The following is a 15,616-nucleotide window of genomic DNA, read 5'->3' on the forward strand; positions in this document are numbered from 1 at the left end:
CCTCAGCGGCCGGTGTAGACCGGCTTCTCCTTGGCCAGGAAGGCGTCCACGGCCGCGCGGTGGTCGGTGCTGGTGCCGGTCCGGGCCATGAGGGTCTCCTCGACCTCCAGCGAGTCGGCGAGGCCGTGGCCGGCGGAGAACGCGACGGCCCGCCGCACCGCGCCGTAGGCCAGGGTCGGTCCGGCCGCCAGCCGCCGTGCCACGTCCAGGGCACGGGGGAGCAGCTCCTCGTCGGGGACGACCTCGGTGGCCAGCCCGAGGCTCAGCGCCTCCTCCGCCGGGACGGTCCGCGGGAAGAGCAGCAGCTCCTTGGCCCGAGCCGTGCCGACCAGGCGGGGGAGGGACCAGGAGGTCCCCGAGTCGCAGGACAGCGCGATGCCGGTGAAGGCCAGGTTGAAGCCGGCGGAGGCCGCGACGTAGCGCAGGTCGCAGGCGAAGGCGAAGGCCGCCCCGGCTCCCGCCGCCACGCCGTTCACCGCGGCGACGACCGGCTTGTCCATGGTGGCGAGCAGCTCGACCACGGGGTTGTAGTGCTCGGCGACGGTCCGCCACAACGCCTCGGCGTCCTCACCGAGCAGCTGCACGTGCTCCTTGAGGTCCTGGCCGACGCAGAACGCCCGACCGGTCCCGGTGAGCACGACGCACCGGACCTCGGGGTCGCCGGCGACGGTGCGCAGGGCCTCGAGCAGGGCTTCCTTGGTCGCGACGTCGAGGGAGTTCATGGCCTCGGGACGGTGGAGCCGGAGGACGGCGACGCCGCTGCCGGCGTCGTGGTCCACCTGGACGGGGGAGGCGGCGCTGCTCATCCTCCCAACCTACCGAACGCTCGAGGCGAGCACGCCATCGACGTAGTGGTCGGCGGCGGGCGCCAGGTCGGCCGCCCGGTCGAGGAAGAGCTCGCGCGAGCGGTGGCCCGGCCAGCCGACCGGCAGCACCTCGGGCGGGAGGTCGGGGTCCCGGAAGAGGAAGCGCCGCCAGGCGTGCACCAGGGCGGTGCGCTCGCGGTAGGCGAGCTCGGGACGCAACCCGGCCACCGCCGGCGCGGAGGCGAGCGTCTGCGCGAACCGGTGGTGCTCCTCGGCCAGACCGTCCAGGTCCCAGACGCGGCCCGCGAGCCGGGCCGGGTCCTGGGTCGGCTCCAGCCGGCCGTGCACCGCCACCCAGCCGACCTCGAGCGGCCCCAACGAGGGCTCGAGCTCGGGGCTCGGTCGGGGGCTGACCCAGCCGCCGGAGCCCAGCCGCCCGTAGCCGAGGTAGGTCATGGTCCGGGTCACCTGCTCACGACGTCGGCGGTCGCCGCCGGAGTCGACGTGGACCAGGTGCCAGCACCCGTCCCAGACGGGGGGACCGGGAGCGTAGACCCGGTCGTGGGCTCGTTCCCAGCGGACCCGGGCCCGGGGGGTCGCGGCATACCCCCGGACCCCCTCCTCGGCCCGGGCCTCGAGCCACCCCTGGGCCACCAGCCGGGAGATCGCCGTCCGGGTGGCCGGGCCGGCCACCTCGACCGCGGAGGTGAGCGCGAGGACCGCGGAGACCGGCGCCCACCAGCCACGTCGTCGCAGGTGGTCGCCGAAGAGGTCGACGACGGCGGAGCGGGCGTGCACGGGGACAGTGTGCCGCACGTCGGGTCACCCCGATTAGGCACGGCGTCAGCCAGGGGGGATAATTCGGTGACATGTCTCCGTCGACACCGCGGCGGAGGAGCGGCGGCAGGCCGCGCCACGAGGAAGGGCAACCATGGCAGCAATGAAGCCTCGCACCGGGGATGGTCCGCTGGAAGTGACCAAGGAGGGCCGCGGCATCGTCCTGCGCATGCCTCTGGAGGGCGGTGGCCGGCTCGTCGTCGAGATGAACGCCGAAGAGGCGAGCGCCCTGGGGGACGCCATCAAGGACTGCGTGGGCTGACCGACCCGCCCCCCGCACCGCCGCGGAGCCCCTGGACGCCGAGACCGTCCGGGGGCTCTGACGTTGCTCAGCGCTTGACCGCGACGAACAGCCCGTCACCCACCGGGAGGAGGGCGGGGACCAGTCCGTCCTCCTCGCGCAGGGTCTTGCCGAGGTCGCGCAGGATGCTGGTGGTCTCGTCGCGGGCGGCCGGGTCGGCGACCTTGTCGTGCCAGAGCATGTTGTCGAGGACGAGCAGCCCGCCCGGACGCAGCAGACGCAGCGCGGCCTCGGCGTAGACCGGATAGCCGTCCTTGTCGGCGTCCACCAGGACCAGGTCGTAGGCACCGTCGGTCAACCGGCCGAGCACGGCCGCGGCGTCCCCGCTGATCACCCGGGTGCGCTGCGGCGGGATGCCCGCCGCCGCGTAGGCCTCCCGCGCGGCCCGCTGGTGCTCCGGGTCGCTGTCGATCGTCGTGAGGATCCCGTCGCGCGGCATACCCTGCAGGAGCCACAGCCCCGAGCTCCCGGCGCCGGTGCCCACCTCGACCACGTGGGCGGCCCGGACCGCCGCTGCCAGCAGCCGCAGCGTGGCGCCCGCACCGTTGCCGAGGGGGGTCGCCCCGAGCTCCTCGCCGCGCCGCTGGGCCGACTCGATGACGGGGTGGGGGGCGATGAAGTCCTCGGCGTAGGCGACCGAGGATGCCTTGGGTGCTGCCATGGGGCGTAGCCTATCCCGGCCCGGACCGTCCAGCCTCCTCCCAGCCGGACCTGACACCGTTGGTCCATGTCGACGCCGGACTGGGTGCCCCCGAGCTGGGAGGAGATCGTGCGCGAGCACTCTCCCCGCGTCTACCGCCTGGCCTACCGGCTGACCGGTGACCCGCACGAGGCCGAGGACCTCACCCAGGACGTCTTCGTCCGGGTCTTCCGCTCCCTCGACTCCTACCGTCCCGGGACCTTCGAGGGCTGGCTCCACCGCATCACGACCAACCTGTTCCTGGACAAGATGCGCCGCCGGCAGCGGATCCGCTTCGACGCCCTGACCGAGGAGCTGTCCGCCCGGCTGCCGCTGCGGGCCTCGGGCACCGACCCCGAGCAGGTCTATGCCATGACCCACCTCGACGGGGACATCCAGCAGGCGCTCAACGCCCTGCCGCCCCAGTTCCGTGCGGCGGTGGTCCTGTCCGACATCGAGGGCCTCTCCTACGAGGAGGTCGCCCAGACCCTGGGCATCAAGATGGGGACGGTGCGCTCGCGCATCCACCGTGGCCGGGCGCTGCTGCGTCAGTCGCTCGCCCACCGCCGTCCCAGCCGTGGGCTGCGTCCCGCGGGCGCCGGGCTGGGTCGACCGGCCGCCGCGCTCGGCTGACGTCGGCGCTGGCAGAATCCGTGGGTATGACCGATCCCACGACCGAGCGGCCCATCGACGGCCCCGCCCCGCCATCCGTTGGCCCGGCGCCCCGTCGCGCCGCGGCGCGTCGCCCGGCACGACGCTCCCTCGTGCCCGTGGTGCTCGTGGCCCTGGTCAGTGGCGCGCTGGGCGGTCTGGGGGGCGCGGTGCTCGCGGACCGGATCGAGCCGGTGGCCTCGTCCTCGACGTCCTCGCAGGACCAGCCGCCCGACCCGGCCGACGAGCCCGCCCGTGCCGACGCCGCGCAGAGCAGCCCCGAGGTGCCGCCCGCCCAGGCCGACGGCACCATCAGTGGGCTCTCCCGCGCGGTGCTGCCCAGCGTGGCCCTCATCTCGATCGGCGAGGACGGGTCGCTGGGCCTGGGGTCCGGCTTCGTCGTGCGCCGCGACGGGTACCTCGTCACCAACCACCACGTCATCGAGGGGGCGGGCCAGGGTGACCCCATCCTCGTCGAGCTGCCCGGCGAGGACCCGCTCGAGGCCGAGGTGGTCGGGTCGGACCCCGCCTACGACATCGCCGTGCTGCAGGTGGAGCGCGAAGACCTCACCCCGCTGCAGTTCGCCGACTCCGACGACGTGCTGGTGGGTCAGACGGTCGTCGCGGTGGGCGCGCCGCTGGGGCTGGACAGCACGGTCACCAGCGGCATCGTGTCGGCGAAGGACCGCCCGGTCGTCGCGGGGGGGACGCAGGAGAGCACGAGCTACATCAGCGCCATCCAGACCGACGCCGCCATCAACCCCGGCAACTCGGGTGGACCTCTCCTCGACCTGTCCGGGCGCGTCGTCGGGGTGAACTCGGCCATCGCCCAGGTGCCCCAGGCCGCGGGGTTCGGCGGCAGGTCGGGCAGCATCGGTCTGGGCTTCGCCGTCCCCGCCGAGCAGGCCGACCGCACGGCGACCCAGCTCATCGAGACCGGGACCAGCGAGTACCCGGTCATGGGCGTCCTCGTCGACCTCACCTACACCGGGGACGGCGCCCGGGTCCGGCGGCAGGTGGCCGGCGAGGACGACCCGGTGGTCGCCGGCGGCCCGGCGGACCGCGCCGGGGTGCGACCGGGCGACGTCATCCTCTCCGTCGACGGGACGACGATCCGGGACTCCCAGCACCTCATCGTGGTCCTGCGCTCCTACGCCGTGGGCGACAGCGTCGAGCTGGAGCTGCGGACCGCCTCCGGCGAGGAGCGCATGGTGAGCATCACCCTGGTCGGCTCGGGGGACTAGGTAGGGTGACACCGGTGTCCCGTCCACCCGCACGAGGTGGCCCCCGGAGCGGAGGAACAGCGTGATCGGCAACCTCGCGGGCGGCGAGATCCTGCTGCTGGTGCTGGCCGCGCTCATCATCCTCGGCCCGACCCGGCTGCCGGGGTATGCCGCCAAGCTCGGTCACGGTGTCCGCTACCTGCGCGACCTCGCCGAAGGGGCCAAGGGGCAGCTGCGCGACGAGCTCGGCCCGGGCTTCGACGACATCGACTGGCAGCAGCTGGACCCCCGGCAGTACGACCCCCGACGCATCGTGCGCGAGGCCCTCACCGAGCCCCGGGGCGCGACGTCGTCCTCGGCCCGGGCGGGAGGGGGCGCCGACGCGGGGGAGCAGGGGGAGAAGCCGGTGTCCGCCCGCATGCGCCCGGCGTTGGGCGGGGGGCACGATCCCTCACGGCCCACGCCGTTCGACACCGACGCGACCTAGTCTCGCCGTCCGACGTGGACGTGCCGCGACCTCGTCCCTAGGACGAGGCGCGAGCGGTGGGCGTGATGCCCAGCTTGCGCCCCGCCAGACCGCGGCCCCGTCGGGCCAGCTGCCGGGCGACGCCCCGCAGCGCGGTCGCCGCGGGGGTGTCGGCGGCGCCGTTCTGGGCCGCGACGACGGGGGTGCCGTGGTCGCCGCCCTCGCGCAGGGCCACGTCGATCGGCACCTGCCCCAGCAGCGGCACCTGCGCGCCGATGGAGCGGGAGAGCGAGTCGGCGACCGCCTGACCGCCACCGCTGCCGAAGAGCTCGGAGCGGGAGCCGTCCGGCAGCTCCAGCCAGGACATGTTCTCGATGACCCCGGCGAGCCGCTGGTGGGTCTGCAGCGCGATGGCGCCGGCCCGCTCGGCCACCTCGGCGGCGGCCTGCTGCGGCGTGGTGACGACCAGCAGCTCGCTGCTCGGCAGCAGCTGGGCCACGGTGATGGCGATGTCGCCGGTGCCGGGGGGCAGGTCGAGGAGCAGGACGTCCAGGTCGCCCCAGTAGACGTCGGCCAGGAACTGCTGCATGGCCCGGTGGAGCATCGGCCCGCGCCAGACGACCGGCTGGTTGCCGGGGACGAACATGCCGATGGAGATGACCTTGACCCCGCTGGGCTCGGCGACCGGCGGCAGGATCATGTCGTCCACCTGGGTGGGTGCCTGGGTGATGCCCATCATGCGGGGCACGGAGAAGCCGTAGATGTCCGCGTCGACCACCCCCACCCGCAGGCCCTCCTCGGCCAGGGCGACGGCCAGGTTGACGGTGACCGAGGACTTGCCCACGCCACCCTTGCCGGAGGCCACGGCATACACCGTCGTGAGGGAGTCGGGCCGGGCGAAGGGGATCTCGCGCTCGGCCTGCCCACCGCGCAGCTGGTCCTTCAGCGCGCCGCGCTGCTCCTCGGTCATCACGCCCAGCCGGACGTCCACCCCGGTGACGTGCTCGACCTCGCTCACCGCAGCCGTGACGTCGCGGGTGATGGTGTCCTTGAGCGGGCAGCCGGGGACGGTCAGCAGCACCGTGACCTGGACGTGGCCGTCGTCGGCGACGTCGACCGCCTCGAGCATCCCGAGCTCGGTGATCGGCTTCTTGATCTCCGGGTCGTTGACGCGGGCCAGGGCAGCGTGCAGGGCGTCGTCGCTGGGGGTGGGCATACCTCCATGGTAGGCGCCGGACGGGGCACCGGCGACGGCGCCCTCAGCGGTCGTGCCGGGTCCCCGCACCCCCGTCGCCGTGCTGCTGCCGCTCCGGGGTCGGGTCGTCCCCGGCGTCCTGGGCGCGCAGCTCCTCCAGCAGGTCCCGCAGCTCGGAGCGCACGAAGTCACGGGTCGCGATGTCGCGCATGGCCAGTCGCAGGGCCGCCACCTCACGGGTGAGGAACTCGGTGTCGGCCTGCGTGCGCTCGTCCCGGGTGCGGTCCTGCTCCATCTGCACCTTGTCGCGGTCGTCCTGCCGGTTCTGCGCGAGCAGGATGAGCGGCGCCGCGTAGGACGCCTGGAGGCTGAGCATGAGGGTGAGGAAGATGAAGGCGTAGGGGTCGAAGCGCGCCTCCGCGGGGAGCACGGTGTTCCAGGCGATCCAGACGAGGACGAACAGCGTCATCCACACGAGGAATCGCGCCGTCCCCATGAACCGCGCGAACCGCTCCGCGAACGCCCCGAAGCTCTCGGGGTCCATCCGCGCCTGCGGCATCCAGCGCGACTGCTTGGCCAGGGGCTGGTCGAGACGGGGGCCGGTCGAGGTCGGGTCCGCCCGGCGGCTGCCCCCGCGGGCCCGTGCCGTGTGGCGCGTCGGCTCAGACATCGTCCGCCTCCGTCAGGTCGGTCTCTCGCCAGTCGCCGGGGAGGATGTGGTCCAGGACGTCGTCGACGGTCACCGCTCCGAGCAGGCGACCCTCCGGGTCGGCCACGGGGAGGGCCACGAGGTTGTAGGTCGCCAGGGCCCGCGTGACGACCCCGAGGCTGGCGCCGGGGGAGACGGGGTCGATGTCGGTGTCGAGGATCGACCCCACGGGCTGGTGCGGGGCCTCGCGCAGCAGCCGCTGGATGTGGATGCTGCCGAGCAGGCGGCCGGTCGGGGTCTCGTGCGGGGGGCGCGTGACGTAGACCAGCGACGCGGTGGCGGGGTGCATCTCCTCCCGTCGGACCAGGGCCAGGGCCTCGGCGATGCTGGCCTCCGGCCCGAGGATCACTGGGTCGGTCGTCATGAGACCACCGGCGGTGTTCTCGTCGTAGGTCAGCAGCCGCCGCAGGTCGGCGGCCTCGTCCGGTTCCATGAGGGCCAGCAGCTCCTCCTGCACGGCCTCCGGGAGGTCGGACAGCAGGTCCGTGGCGTCGTCCGGCTGCATGACCTCCAGGATGTCGGCGGCCCGGTCGGTCGGCAGGTGGGTGAGGATCTCGAGGCGGTCGTCGTCGGGCAGCTCCTCCAGCACGTCCGCGAGGGTCTCGTCGTCGAGGGCGTCCGCCACCTCGGCGCGCCGCTTGGCCGACAGGTCGTGGATGGCCTCGGCGAGGTCCTGCGGCTTGAGGTCCTCGTAGGCCTCCAGGAGGGCGGTGGCGGCCTGCGGGGGCCCCTGCTCCTGCAGGCCCTCGACGGCGTCGATGTCGACGAGCAGCGTCTCGCCGCGGCGCCGACGGAGAAGCCCCCGCCGTGGCGCCTCGTCCCGACCCTTGCGGACGAAGATCTTGGTGATGCGCCAGTCCCCGCTCCGCTGCTGGTCCATCGCCATGTCCTCGACCACGGCAGGACGGCGCTCGGACCCCTCGGTCACGGTGACCTGCCGGTCGAAGAGCTCACCCACGACGAGGGTCTCACCGGCGCGCTGCTCGAAGCGGCGCATGTTGAGCAGCCCCGTGCTGATGACCTGTCCGGCGTCCACCGACGTCACCCGGGTGATCGGCACGAAGACGCGCCGCCGCCCGGGGACCTCGACCACCAGACCGATGACCCGCGGCCCGTGCGCGGCCGAGCGAGCGGTGAGGGTGACGACGACGTCGCGCACCCGGCCGACCTCGTCCCCCAGCGGGTCGAAGACGCTCAGGCCGTTGAGGCGGGCGACGAAGACACGGTGGGTGCTCACCCCCAGGACAATACGAGGTCGGCGACCCCCGGGGAGCGCGGTGCGCCGGAATGGCGCGGTTGCGGGGGTGGTGGGCACAATGAGGGGGTGACTACTCCGACCGGTCCCCGCACGTCCCTGCCCCGGCCGACCCTGGACCTCGACTACCCGAAGAGCCTCGGGGTCTTCGAGCGCTACGACCAGGCCCAGGAGGCCGTGGACTACCTCTCCGACCACGAGTTCCCGGTGGACCAGGTCCTCATCGTCGGCACCGAGCTCAAGCAGGTGGAGCGGGTCACCGGCCGGCTCACGACGGGGCGCGTGGCGCTCGGCGGAGCGTTGTCCGGCGTGTGGCTGGGGCTCTTCGTCGGCCTCATCTTCGCCCTGTTCGCCGGGCCGCGCGACGCGCTGATGACGGTGATCTGGACGGCCTGCTTCGGTGCCGTCTTCGGTCTGGTCTGGGGCCTGATCGGCTATGCCTTCACCCGGGGCCGTCGCGACTTCACCTCCGTGAGCCAGGTGGTGGCCACCCGCTACGAGGTGCTCACCGAGCACAAGCTGGTCGAGCGTGCCCGAGAGCTGCTGGACGGCCGGCTGTCCTGATCGACCCGGCGCCGGTCAGCGTCGGCGACCGGCGTCGCGCACCCAGGCCTCCACCTCGGGCGCCGTCCGCGGCAGCGCGGCCGACAGGTTGCGCGCTCCGTCCGCGGTCACGACCACGTCGTCCTCGATGCGGACCCCGATCCCGCGCAGCTCCTCCGGGACGAGCAGGTCGTCGGACTTGAAGTACAGCCCGGGCTCCACGGTGAGGACCATGCCCTCGCGCAGCTCACCTTCGACATAGTCCTCGCGCAGGGCCTGGGCGCAGTCGTGCACGTCCAGCCCGAGGTGGTGGCTGGTGCCGTGCACCATCCAGCGGCGGTGGAACTGTCCCTCCTCGGCGTCGAGGGTCTGCTCGAGGGTGACGTCCTCGGGGAGCAGCCCCCACTCCAGCAGGTGCCGCGCGATGACCTCGATGGCGGCCGCGTGGACGTCCTTGAACCTGTTGCCGGGCCGCACCGCGGCCAGACCGGCCTCCTGGGCCTCGAGGACGGCCTCGTAGACCCGTCGCTGCGGCTCGGTGAAGCGACCGGACACCGGCACGGTGCGGGTGACGTCGGCGGTGTAGAGCGCGTCGGTCTCGACGCCGGCGTCGAGCAGCAGGAGGTCCCCGTCCCTCACCTCGCCCGTGTTGCGGATCCAGTGCAGGGTGGTCGCGTGGTCGCCGGCAGCGCAGATGGAGTCGTAGCCGACACCGTTGCCGGCGTGGCGCGCGTGCAGCCCGAAGACCCCCTCGACCCACCTTTCCCCGCGCCCGCGCCGGACCGCCTCCGGGAGGTGCTCCACCACGGCGTCGAAGGCGGTCGCGGTGGCGTCGACCGCCTCCTGCATCTGCGCCACCTCCCAGCCGTCCTTGACCAGGCGCATCGTCGAGAGCGTGCGCGCGAGCCCCAGGTCGGCCTCCTGCGCCTGCTCGCCGGAGGACAGCCCGGACTGCTCGCGGACCCGGTCGACCGTGGCCGCGACCTCGCGGTCGGCGTCGCGCACGACCCGCACCGCCAGCCCGGAGGGACCGACGTCCTTGGCCACGGCGTCCGGGAGCTCGGACAGGTGGCGCGTCGAGAGGCCCAGCTCGGCCGCGGCGCTGGCGAGCGTGGGACGGGACCCGACCCAGAACTCTCCGGACCGGGAGTCGGCGAAGAACTCCTCGCTGTCGCGGTCCGCGAGCGGCAGGAAGTAGAGGGTCGCCTCGTGGCCGTCCCCGGAGGGCAGCGGGTCCAGGACCAGCACCGCGTCCGGCTCACGGTCGGCCCCCAGGCCGGTGAGGTGGGCGAAGGCGCTGTGCGGGCGGAAGACGTAGTCGGTGTCGTTGCTGCGGATCTTGAGCCCGCCAGCGGGCACGACCAGGCGCTCGCCGGGGAAGGTGGCGGACAGCGCCTGCCGCCGCACCGCGGCATACCGGGCGGCGTCGGTGAGCTCGGGGAGCTCACCCGACCGGGGTGCCCAGCCCTCCCGCATGAAGGCCATGAAGGCCTCGCCCGTCGGCCGGTTCCGGTGCTCTGCCTTGTGCTGCTTCTCACTCACCCGGCTCATCGTAGGCGGTGCCCAGGGAGCACCGAGCGGACGGTCAGCGGCGGGCCCTACGCTGGGTCCTGATGAGCGAGCAGACCCCCTTCACGACGATGCCCGGCGAGGTGACCGGACCCCAGCGGATCGCCCGTCCGCAGCTGATCCCGGCGGCCCGTCTCGGCCGCCACCTCAAGCACGCCGCCGTGCACGTCGTGCGCTCCAGCTCGCCCCCGACCACGGCGCTGGGGGTGCGCAGCGGTGGCGACGAGGCGAGCCAGCGGCACGCCCGGGCGGTCTGCGACCTGGCCCTGCGGGTCGGCGAGGCGCTGCTGTCGACGGGGGCCTCGGCGGCCGACACGGTGGCGATCGTGCTGCGCCTCGGGCACGCCTACGGCATCCGGTCGATGCACGTCGACATCACCTACACCTCGATCTCGGTCTCGGTGCACCGGGGGCTGGACGAGGACTCCCTGACCGTGATGCGCGTCATCAACGACCGGGCGCCGGACTACACCCGGCTGGAGGCCGTGCAGCGACACATCGAGGAGATCGTCCGCTCGGCCGAGAGCTCCGGCGAGGGTCCCTCGCTGGACGTCGACGCCGCCCGGTCCCACCTGTCGACCCTGCTCGCGTCGCCCCACCCCTACCGTCGCTGGGTCGTCACCGTGGGGGCCGCGATCATGTCGGTCGGCGTCGTCATGCTCTTCGGTGCGGGTCCCCTCATGTGGGCGGTGGCCGCGATCTCCGCGGCCACCGTCGACCGGGTCCAGCGCCAGCTCTACATCTGGGGGGTCGCGGCGTTCTTCACGCAGGTCCTCAGCGCCGCCATCCCCACGGGCATCGCGCTCGTCATGTACGCCATCGGCCGGGAGAGCCCGTCCGTGGTCGTCATCTCCGGCATCGTCGTGCTGCTCGCCGGGCTGGGCGTCCTGGGTGCCGCCCAGGACGCGATCGACGGCTACTACGTCACCGCGGGTGCACGGGGCCTCGAGGTGATCATGATGACCCTGGGCATCGCGGTCGGGGTGGCCTCGGTGCTGGGCATCTCCCGGTGGTTCGGCGTGTCCATGCAGGCCAACCCGCTCCTCGGGCTGGGTGGCACGCCCCTGCTCTCCACCATCGGGGCGATGCTCATCGCGCTCGGCTTCTGCCTGAGCACCTACTCGGGCACCCGGACCATCCTGGTGAGCGTGGGGGTGGCCGTGCCGGCGTGGCTGACCCTCGAGGTGGCGATCTACGTCGGCCTCGCCACCCCGGCGGGTGTCGCCGTCGCGGCCTCCCTGGTCGGTGCCCTGGCCTACGTCGCGTACCGGGTGCTGCACGTGCCGGAGGCCGCGATCGCCACGGCGGGCATCGTCTCGCTGCTGCCTGGTATGGCCGTCTACCGCGCGCTCTACGTCATCATGCAGAACGACGCGGAGACCGTCCCCGAGGCGGTGATCTACTTCGTCGACGCCGTGGCGACCGGGCTGGGCCTGGCGGGCGGGCTGGCCATCGGTGGCTACCTCGCGCGACGCAAGCTCGGCCTGGACCGGGCTGCGATCCGGGCCCGCCGCCGGTCCCGGGGCACCTACGTGGCCGGGGCCTGAGCGGCAGCCTGACGACGGAGGGTGCGCCGGGGCGGGACGTCCTCGGTCGGTGTGGCGCTCAGTCGTTCCTCAGTCGTCCCAGGTCCAGCTCGCGAGCAGGTCCTCGAGGACCGGCTCGGCGTCCTCGGCCTGACTCTCCACCGCGGAGAGCGTGACGACGTAGAGCGTGCCCTCGTGGGACACCCAGCGCTGCGTCTGGTGCACGGTCGCGTCCTGGACCTCGCGCACCAGGGTGTAGCCGGGAGCCCGGTTGCCGTCCACCTCGGCCGGCTCGAGCAGCTCGTACTCCCCGTCCTCGCCGGCCAGCTGCTCCGCCGAGCTCTCCACCGCGGAGGTGAGGTTGCCGACGTACTCCTCCTGGGTGATGACGATGTTGCTGTAGAAGGAGTCGACCCGCTCGCCGTCCCGGGCCGCCAGCACGGCCGTCTCGGTCTGCTCCTGCGCCGTCGAGGTGGCGTCCTCCCAGCCGGCCGGGACGGTGACCGTGAAGGACCCGTCGCTCGCGCTGAGCTCGAGATCCTCCGGCTCGCTGGTCGCCTCCGCCTGCTCGGTCTGCGTGGCCGTGTCCGCCGCGGCGTCGTCGGAGGCGGTCTCCTCCTGCGCGTCCTCCGGGGCGCTGCTGGTCGCGGCGTCGTCGGTCGCGGTGCTGGTCGCCGTGGGCTCCGCGACCGGCTCCTCCTCGGCGCAGCCGGCCAGGGCCAGGACGGCGAGCACGGTCGCGGCTCCGGCGGTCCGGAGCGAGGCTCGGGTCGTGGTCATGCTTCTCCTCGGTGTCTCGTGTCTGGCGCGCCGGTGGCGCGCGCGGATGGGGAGTGGGGTTCCAGTATGCCCGCCCGGGCCGCCGCCTACGGTGGGCTCATGCCCCGTCTCGCGCCGAGCGCCCGGATCGACCTGCACGTGCACTCCACGCACAGCGACGGCACCGAGACACCCGCGCAGGTCGTGCGCCGGGCCCAGGAGGCCGGCCTGGACGTGGTGGCGCTCACCGACCACGATGCCGTCTCGGGCTGGGAGGAGGCTGACCGGGCGGGCCGGGAGCGAGGCGTCGTGGTCGTGCCCGGGCTGGAGATGTCCTGCAGCGTGGGGGGAGCGTCCGTCCACCTGCTCGGCTACCTCGTGGACCCGACCGACCCGGACCTGCTCGAGGAGCTGGGGCGCATCCGGCGCAGCAGGGACGGCCGTCTGCGGAGGATGGTCGACCGGTTGGCGGAGGCCGGCTTCCCGGTGTCCTGGGAGGAGGTGCTGCAGCAGACCTCCGCCGGCGCCTCGTTGGGGCGCCCGCACATCGCCGACGTCCTCGTGCTGCGCGGGAGGTACCCGGACCGCGACGCGGCCTTCGCCGACGTGCTCCACTCCAGCAGCCCCTTCCACGTCGCGCACTACGCCCCGGACCCGCGCCGGGCCGTCGAGCTGGTGCGCTCCGCCGGAGGAGCGGCCGTGCTCGCGCACCCCTTCGCCGCCGCGCGCGGCCGGGCCGTGCCGCGCGAGCTCCTGGGTGACCTCGTCGAGGCCGGCCTCGCGGGGATCGAGGTGGACCACCGCGACCACGACGGGACCGGACGGGACCTGGCCGGTCGGCTCGCCACGCGCCACGGGCTGCTGCCGACCGGGTCCAGCGACTACCACGGGTCGGGCAAGCCCAACCGTCTGGGCGAGCACACCACGCAGCCCCGGGTCCTCTCCGCCCTGCTGGAGCGGACCGGAGGTCAGCTGCTGGGCGCCTCGCCGTGACCGGCACTGGTGCGACGCCGGCGCCGGCGACGGCCGCCGGAGCCAGCGGACTCGGTCGAGCTGGCTCGGCGCGCCGAGCCACCGGTGCCCTCTCCTGCGGACCCGCCCCTCGGGCCGTGCCCCTCGCGGGACCCGGACCGACCGCCGTCCTGGCCGCTGCGCTGACCACCTCGCCCTGAGCCGCCGCTCCGGCCGCGTCCGCGCCGGTCACCCCGCTCCCGGCCCGAGGCGCCCTCGATGTCCTCCACCACCTCGGCACCCAGCCCGGCCCGGGTGCGGGCGGACTTGGGGAGCGTCCCACGGGTGCCCTCGGGGATGCCGAGCTGCTCGAAGAGGTGCGGGCTGGAGGAGTAGGTCTCCTCCGGCTCGGGGTAGCCGAGGTCCAGCGCCTTGTTGATGAGGCCCCACCGCGGCATGTCGTCCCAGTCCACGAAGGTCACGGCGACACCGGTCGCGCCCGCCCGGCCGGTGCGGCCGATGCGGTGCAGGTAGGTCTTCTCGTCCTCCGGGCACTGGTAGTTGATGACGTGGGTCACGGCCTCGACGTCGATACCTCGGGCCGCGACGTCCGTGGCCACGAGGATGTCGACCTTCCCGCTGCGGAAGGCCCGCAGCGCCTGCTCCCTGGCTCCCTGGCCGAGGTCGCCGTGGATCGCGGCCGCGGCGAAACCGCGGTCGCCCAGCTCGTCGGCGACCTTGGCGGCCGTCCGCTTCGTCCGGGCGAAGACGATGGTGAGCCCTCGTCCGTCGGCCTGCAGCATGCGGGCCAGCATCTCGACCTTGTCCATGGCGTGCGCCCGGTAGGCGAACTGCTCGACCGCTGCGACGGTCTGCCTGCCGTCGTCGTCGTCGCTGACCGCACGGATGTGCGTGGGCTGGGTCATGTAGCTGCGGGCCAGGGAGACCACGGCGCCGGGCATGGTCGCCGAGAACAGCATGGTCTGGCGACCGGCGGGGGTCAGGGCCAGCAGCTTCTCCACGTCGGGCAGGAAGCCGAGATCGAGCATCTCGTCCGCCTCGTCGAGGACGACGGTGCGCGCGTGCCCGAGGGTGAGGTGGCCCTTGGCAGCGAGGTCCAGCAGCCGACCCGGGGTGCCGACGACGATCTCGACGCCGCGGTTCAGCGCGTCGATCTGCGGCTCGTAGGCGCGGCCGCCGTAGACGGTGAGGATGCGGGTCGAGCGGTGGGCTGCCGCCTTGGACAGGTCGCCGGCGACCTGGACGGCGAGCTCACGGGTGGGGGCGACCACCAGGGCCTGGGGAGCGCCCGGCTTCTCCAGGTCGGCGAACGCTTCGTCCTGCGGGGCCACCACGTTGTGCAGCAGCGGGAGGCCGAAACCGAGGGTCTTGCCCGTGCCGGTCTTGGCCTGACCGATGATGTCGTGCCGGGACAGCGCCACCGGCAGCGTCATCGCCTGGATGGGGAACGGGTGGGTGATGCCACCGTCGGCGAGCGCCCGGACGAGGTCCGGATGCAGTCCGAAGTCGGCGAACGTGCGGGTTTCCTGCATGGGTACTCCCTGATCGGGTGAGTGCGGCCAACTCCCGACGAGGTGACGTCGGGGTGGTCCGGGCCGATCGGGAACTGGGCGATGAAAGGGGTCGGGCCGTTCGCCCGACCCGCGAACAACCGTCTGACCATCGTGGCATGACGGCCGACCGGGCACCGGTGTACACCTACCAGCCTACCCGAGAGACCGTCCGGGACCGGACGCGCGGACGGCGCGCCTCCCACGGGGAGAGGCGCGCCGTCCGGCCCGGCTGGGGTCAGCGCGTGGTCAGCGCACCGCCTTGCGGCGGGTGACCGCGATGTAGGCCATCACGGCGACGATCGCGAAGACCGTGCCGAGGATGAGGCCCCAGAAGCTGAACTGCGCACCGCTGGTCCCGAGGAAGCTGGCCCCGACCCAGGAGCCGATGAGTGAGCCGACGGCGCCCAGCAGGATGGTCATGGGGACGGAGATGTTCTGGTCACCCGGCAGGATGAGCCGGGCCAGGGGGCCGACGATGCAGCCGACGATGAGAGCGACGATGATGGTGGTGATCATGGGTATGACCCTTTCGCACAAGTCAGCCCAGGAGGAGAGAGCCCTCTGGGTGATCG

General features: G+C 73.4%; 17 protein-coding genes. 7 read left to right on the forward strand and 10 right to left on the reverse strand.

Annotation, left to right across the window (positions count from 1 at the left end):
- Window positions 1–2 precede the first annotated feature (2 nt).
- Window positions 3–806: an enoyl-CoA hydratase-related protein gene (locus Q0795_RS13115; RefSeq protein WP_298890308.1), complete on the reverse strand. Its 804-nt coding sequence runs from the start codon at window positions 804–806 to the stop codon at window positions 3–5.
- 9 nt (window positions 807–815) lie between these two features.
- Window positions 816–1,604: a PaaX family transcriptional regulator C-terminal domain-containing protein gene (locus tag Q0795_RS13120; RefSeq protein ID WP_298890309.1), complete on the reverse strand. Its 789-nt coding sequence runs from the start codon at window positions 1,602–1,604 to the stop codon at window positions 816–818.
- A gap of 133 nt (window positions 1,605–1,737) precedes the next feature.
- Between Q0795_RS13120 and Q0795_RS13125 the strand changes: the two genes are divergently transcribed.
- Window positions 1,738–1,905: a DUF3117 domain-containing protein gene (locus Q0795_RS13125; RefSeq protein WP_010147956.1), complete on the forward strand. Its 168-nt coding sequence runs from the start codon at window positions 1,738–1,740 to the stop codon at window positions 1,903–1,905.
- Between the two features lie 67 nt (window positions 1,906–1,972).
- On the opposite strand, the gene Q0795_RS13130 is transcribed toward Q0795_RS13125, so the two are convergent.
- Complete coding sequence (locus Q0795_RS13130; protein ID WP_298890311.1) at window positions 1,973–2,605, reverse strand: class I SAM-dependent methyltransferase; 633 nt, start codon at window positions 2,603–2,605, stop codon at window positions 1,973–1,975.
- 66 nt (window positions 2,606–2,671) lie between these two features.
- Between Q0795_RS13130 and sigE the strand changes: the two genes are divergently transcribed.
- From sigE to Q0795_RS13145, 3 genes are all read left to right on the forward strand, one after another.
- Window positions 2,672–3,256, forward strand: a complete 585-nt coding sequence (gene sigE, locus Q0795_RS13135) for an RNA polymerase sigma factor SigE (protein ID WP_298750694.1) — start codon at window positions 2,672–2,674, stop codon at window positions 3,254–3,256.
- A gap of 26 nt (window positions 3,257–3,282) precedes the next feature.
- A complete protein-coding gene (locus Q0795_RS13140) occupies window positions 3,283–4,518 on the forward strand; it encodes a trypsin-like peptidase domain-containing protein (protein ID WP_298890313.1) in 1,236 nt (411 codons plus the stop codon).
- A 61-nt stretch (window positions 4,519–4,579) separates the two neighbouring features.
- Window positions 4,580–4,984, forward strand: a complete 405-nt coding sequence (locus Q0795_RS13145; protein WP_298890315.1) for a Sec-independent protein translocase TatB — start codon at window positions 4,580–4,582, stop codon at window positions 4,982–4,984.
- Window positions 4,985–5,021: 37 nt separating this feature from the next.
- On the opposite strand, the gene Q0795_RS13150 is transcribed toward Q0795_RS13145, so the two are convergent.
- The 3 genes from Q0795_RS13150 to Q0795_RS13160 are packed head-to-tail and all read right to left on the reverse strand — an operon-like array spanning window position 5,022 to window position 8,104.
- Complete coding sequence (locus Q0795_RS13150; protein WP_298890317.1) at window positions 5,022–6,179, reverse strand: Mrp/NBP35 family ATP-binding protein; 1,158 nt, start codon at window positions 6,177–6,179, stop codon at window positions 5,022–5,024.
- 43 nt (window positions 6,180–6,222) lie between these two features.
- A complete protein-coding gene (locus Q0795_RS13155; RefSeq protein ID WP_298890319.1) occupies window positions 6,223–6,828 on the reverse strand; it encodes a DUF1003 domain-containing protein in 606 nt (201 codons plus the stop codon).
- On the reverse strand, window positions 6,821–8,104 hold the full coding sequence (locus Q0795_RS13160) for a CBS domain-containing protein (protein WP_298890320.1): 1,284 nt from the start codon (window positions 8,102–8,104) through the stop codon (window positions 6,821–6,823). Before Q0795_RS13160 ends, Q0795_RS13155 begins: the two co-directional genes overlap by 8 nt.
- An 87-nt stretch (window positions 8,105–8,191) precedes the next feature.
- Here Q0795_RS13160 and Q0795_RS13165 point away from each other — a divergent pair, with 87 nt between their 5' ends.
- The gene (locus tag Q0795_RS13165; RefSeq protein WP_298890321.1) at window positions 8,192–8,686 is read left to right on the forward strand and encodes a general stress protein; all 495 of its coding nucleotides are present in this window, start codon (window positions 8,192–8,194) and stop codon (window positions 8,684–8,686) included.
- Between the two features lie 15 nt (window positions 8,687–8,701).
- Here Q0795_RS13165 and Q0795_RS13170 read toward each other — a convergent pair whose 3' ends face one another.
- A complete protein-coding gene (locus tag Q0795_RS13170; RefSeq protein ID WP_298890322.1) occupies window positions 8,702–10,207 on the reverse strand; it encodes an aminopeptidase P family protein in 1,506 nt (501 codons plus the stop codon).
- A 71-nt stretch (window positions 10,208–10,278) separates the two neighbouring features.
- Between Q0795_RS13170 and Q0795_RS13175 the strand changes: the two genes are divergently transcribed.
- Window positions 10,279–11,781, forward strand: a complete 1,503-nt coding sequence (locus Q0795_RS13175) for a threonine/serine exporter ThrE family protein (RefSeq protein ID WP_298890323.1) — start codon at window positions 10,279–10,281, stop codon at window positions 11,779–11,781.
- A gap of 69 nt (window positions 11,782–11,850) precedes the next feature.
- On the opposite strand, the gene Q0795_RS13180 is transcribed toward Q0795_RS13175, so the two are convergent.
- Window positions 11,851–12,540, reverse strand: a complete 690-nt coding sequence (locus tag Q0795_RS13180; RefSeq protein ID WP_298890324.1) for a DcrB-related protein — start codon at window positions 12,538–12,540, stop codon at window positions 11,851–11,853.
- A gap of 99 nt (window positions 12,541–12,639) precedes the next feature.
- On the opposite strand from Q0795_RS13180, the gene Q0795_RS13185 reads away from it, so the two are divergent.
- Window positions 12,640–13,512, forward strand: a complete 873-nt coding sequence (locus tag Q0795_RS13185; protein WP_298890326.1) for a PHP domain-containing protein — start codon at window positions 12,640–12,642, stop codon at window positions 13,510–13,512.
- Here the strand turns inward: Q0795_RS13185 and Q0795_RS13190 are convergent.
- Together Q0795_RS13190 and Q0795_RS13195 are read right to left on the reverse strand one after the other, a co-directional pair.
- Window positions 13,488–15,023: a DEAD/DEAH box helicase gene (locus Q0795_RS13190; protein ID WP_298890328.1), complete on the reverse strand. Its 1,536-nt coding sequence runs from the start codon at window positions 15,021–15,023 to the stop codon at window positions 13,488–13,490. The genes Q0795_RS13185 and Q0795_RS13190 overlap by 25 nt on opposite strands.
- Window positions 15,024–15,290: 267 nt before the next feature.
- Complete coding sequence (locus tag Q0795_RS13195; RefSeq protein ID WP_298890330.1) at window positions 15,291–15,560, reverse strand: GlsB/YeaQ/YmgE family stress response membrane protein; 270 nt, start codon at window positions 15,558–15,560, stop codon at window positions 15,291–15,293.
- Between the last annotated feature and the right edge of the window lie 56 nt (window positions 15,561–15,616).

This window comes from uncultured Serinicoccus sp. (assembly GCF_947487915.1).
Lineage (GTDB): Bacteria > Actinomycetota > Actinomycetes > Actinomycetales > Dermatophilaceae > Ornithinicoccus.

Coding starts and splice junctions, on each gene's coding strand:
- Q0795_RS13115 (WP_298890308.1), bottom strand. CDS start 806: ATGAGCAGCGCCGCCTCCCCCGTCCAGGTGGACCACGACGCCGGCAGC.
- Q0795_RS13125 (WP_010147956.1), top strand. CDS start 1,738: ATGGCAGCAATGAAGCCTCGCACCGGGGATGGTCCGCTGGAAGTGACC.
- Q0795_RS13130 (WP_298890311.1), bottom strand. CDS start 2,605: ATGGCAGCACCCAAGGCATCCTCGGTCGCCTACGCCGAGGACTTCATC.
- sigE (WP_298750694.1), top strand. CDS start 2,672: ATGTCGACGCCGGACTGGGTGCCCCCGAGCTGGGAGGAGATCGTGCGC.
- Q0795_RS13140 (WP_298890313.1), top strand. CDS start 3,283: ATGACCGATCCCACGACCGAGCGGCCCATCGACGGCCCCGCCCCGCCA.
- Q0795_RS13150 (WP_298890317.1), bottom strand. CDS start 6,179: ATGCCCACCCCCAGCGACGACGCCCTGCACGCTGCCCTGGCCCGCGTC.
- Q0795_RS13155 (WP_298890319.1), bottom strand. CDS start 6,828: ATGTCTGAGCCGACGCGCCACACGGCACGGGCCCGCGGGGGCAGCCGC.
- Q0795_RS13175 (WP_298890323.1), top strand. CDS start 10,279: ATGAGCGAGCAGACCCCCTTCACGACGATGCCCGGCGAGGTGACCGGA.
- Q0795_RS13180 (WP_298890324.1), bottom strand. CDS start 12,540: ATGACCACGACCCGAGCCTCGCTCCGGACCGCCGGAGCCGCGACCGTG.
- Q0795_RS13185 (WP_298890326.1), top strand. CDS start 12,640: ATGCCCCGTCTCGCGCCGAGCGCCCGGATCGACCTGCACGTGCACTCC.
- Q0795_RS13190 (WP_298890328.1), bottom strand. CDS start 15,023: ATGCAGGAAACCCGCACGTTCGCCGACTTCGGACTGCATCCGGACCTC.
- Q0795_RS13195 (WP_298890330.1), bottom strand. CDS start 15,560: ATGATCACCACCATCATCGTCGCTCTCATCGTCGGCTGCATCGTCGGC.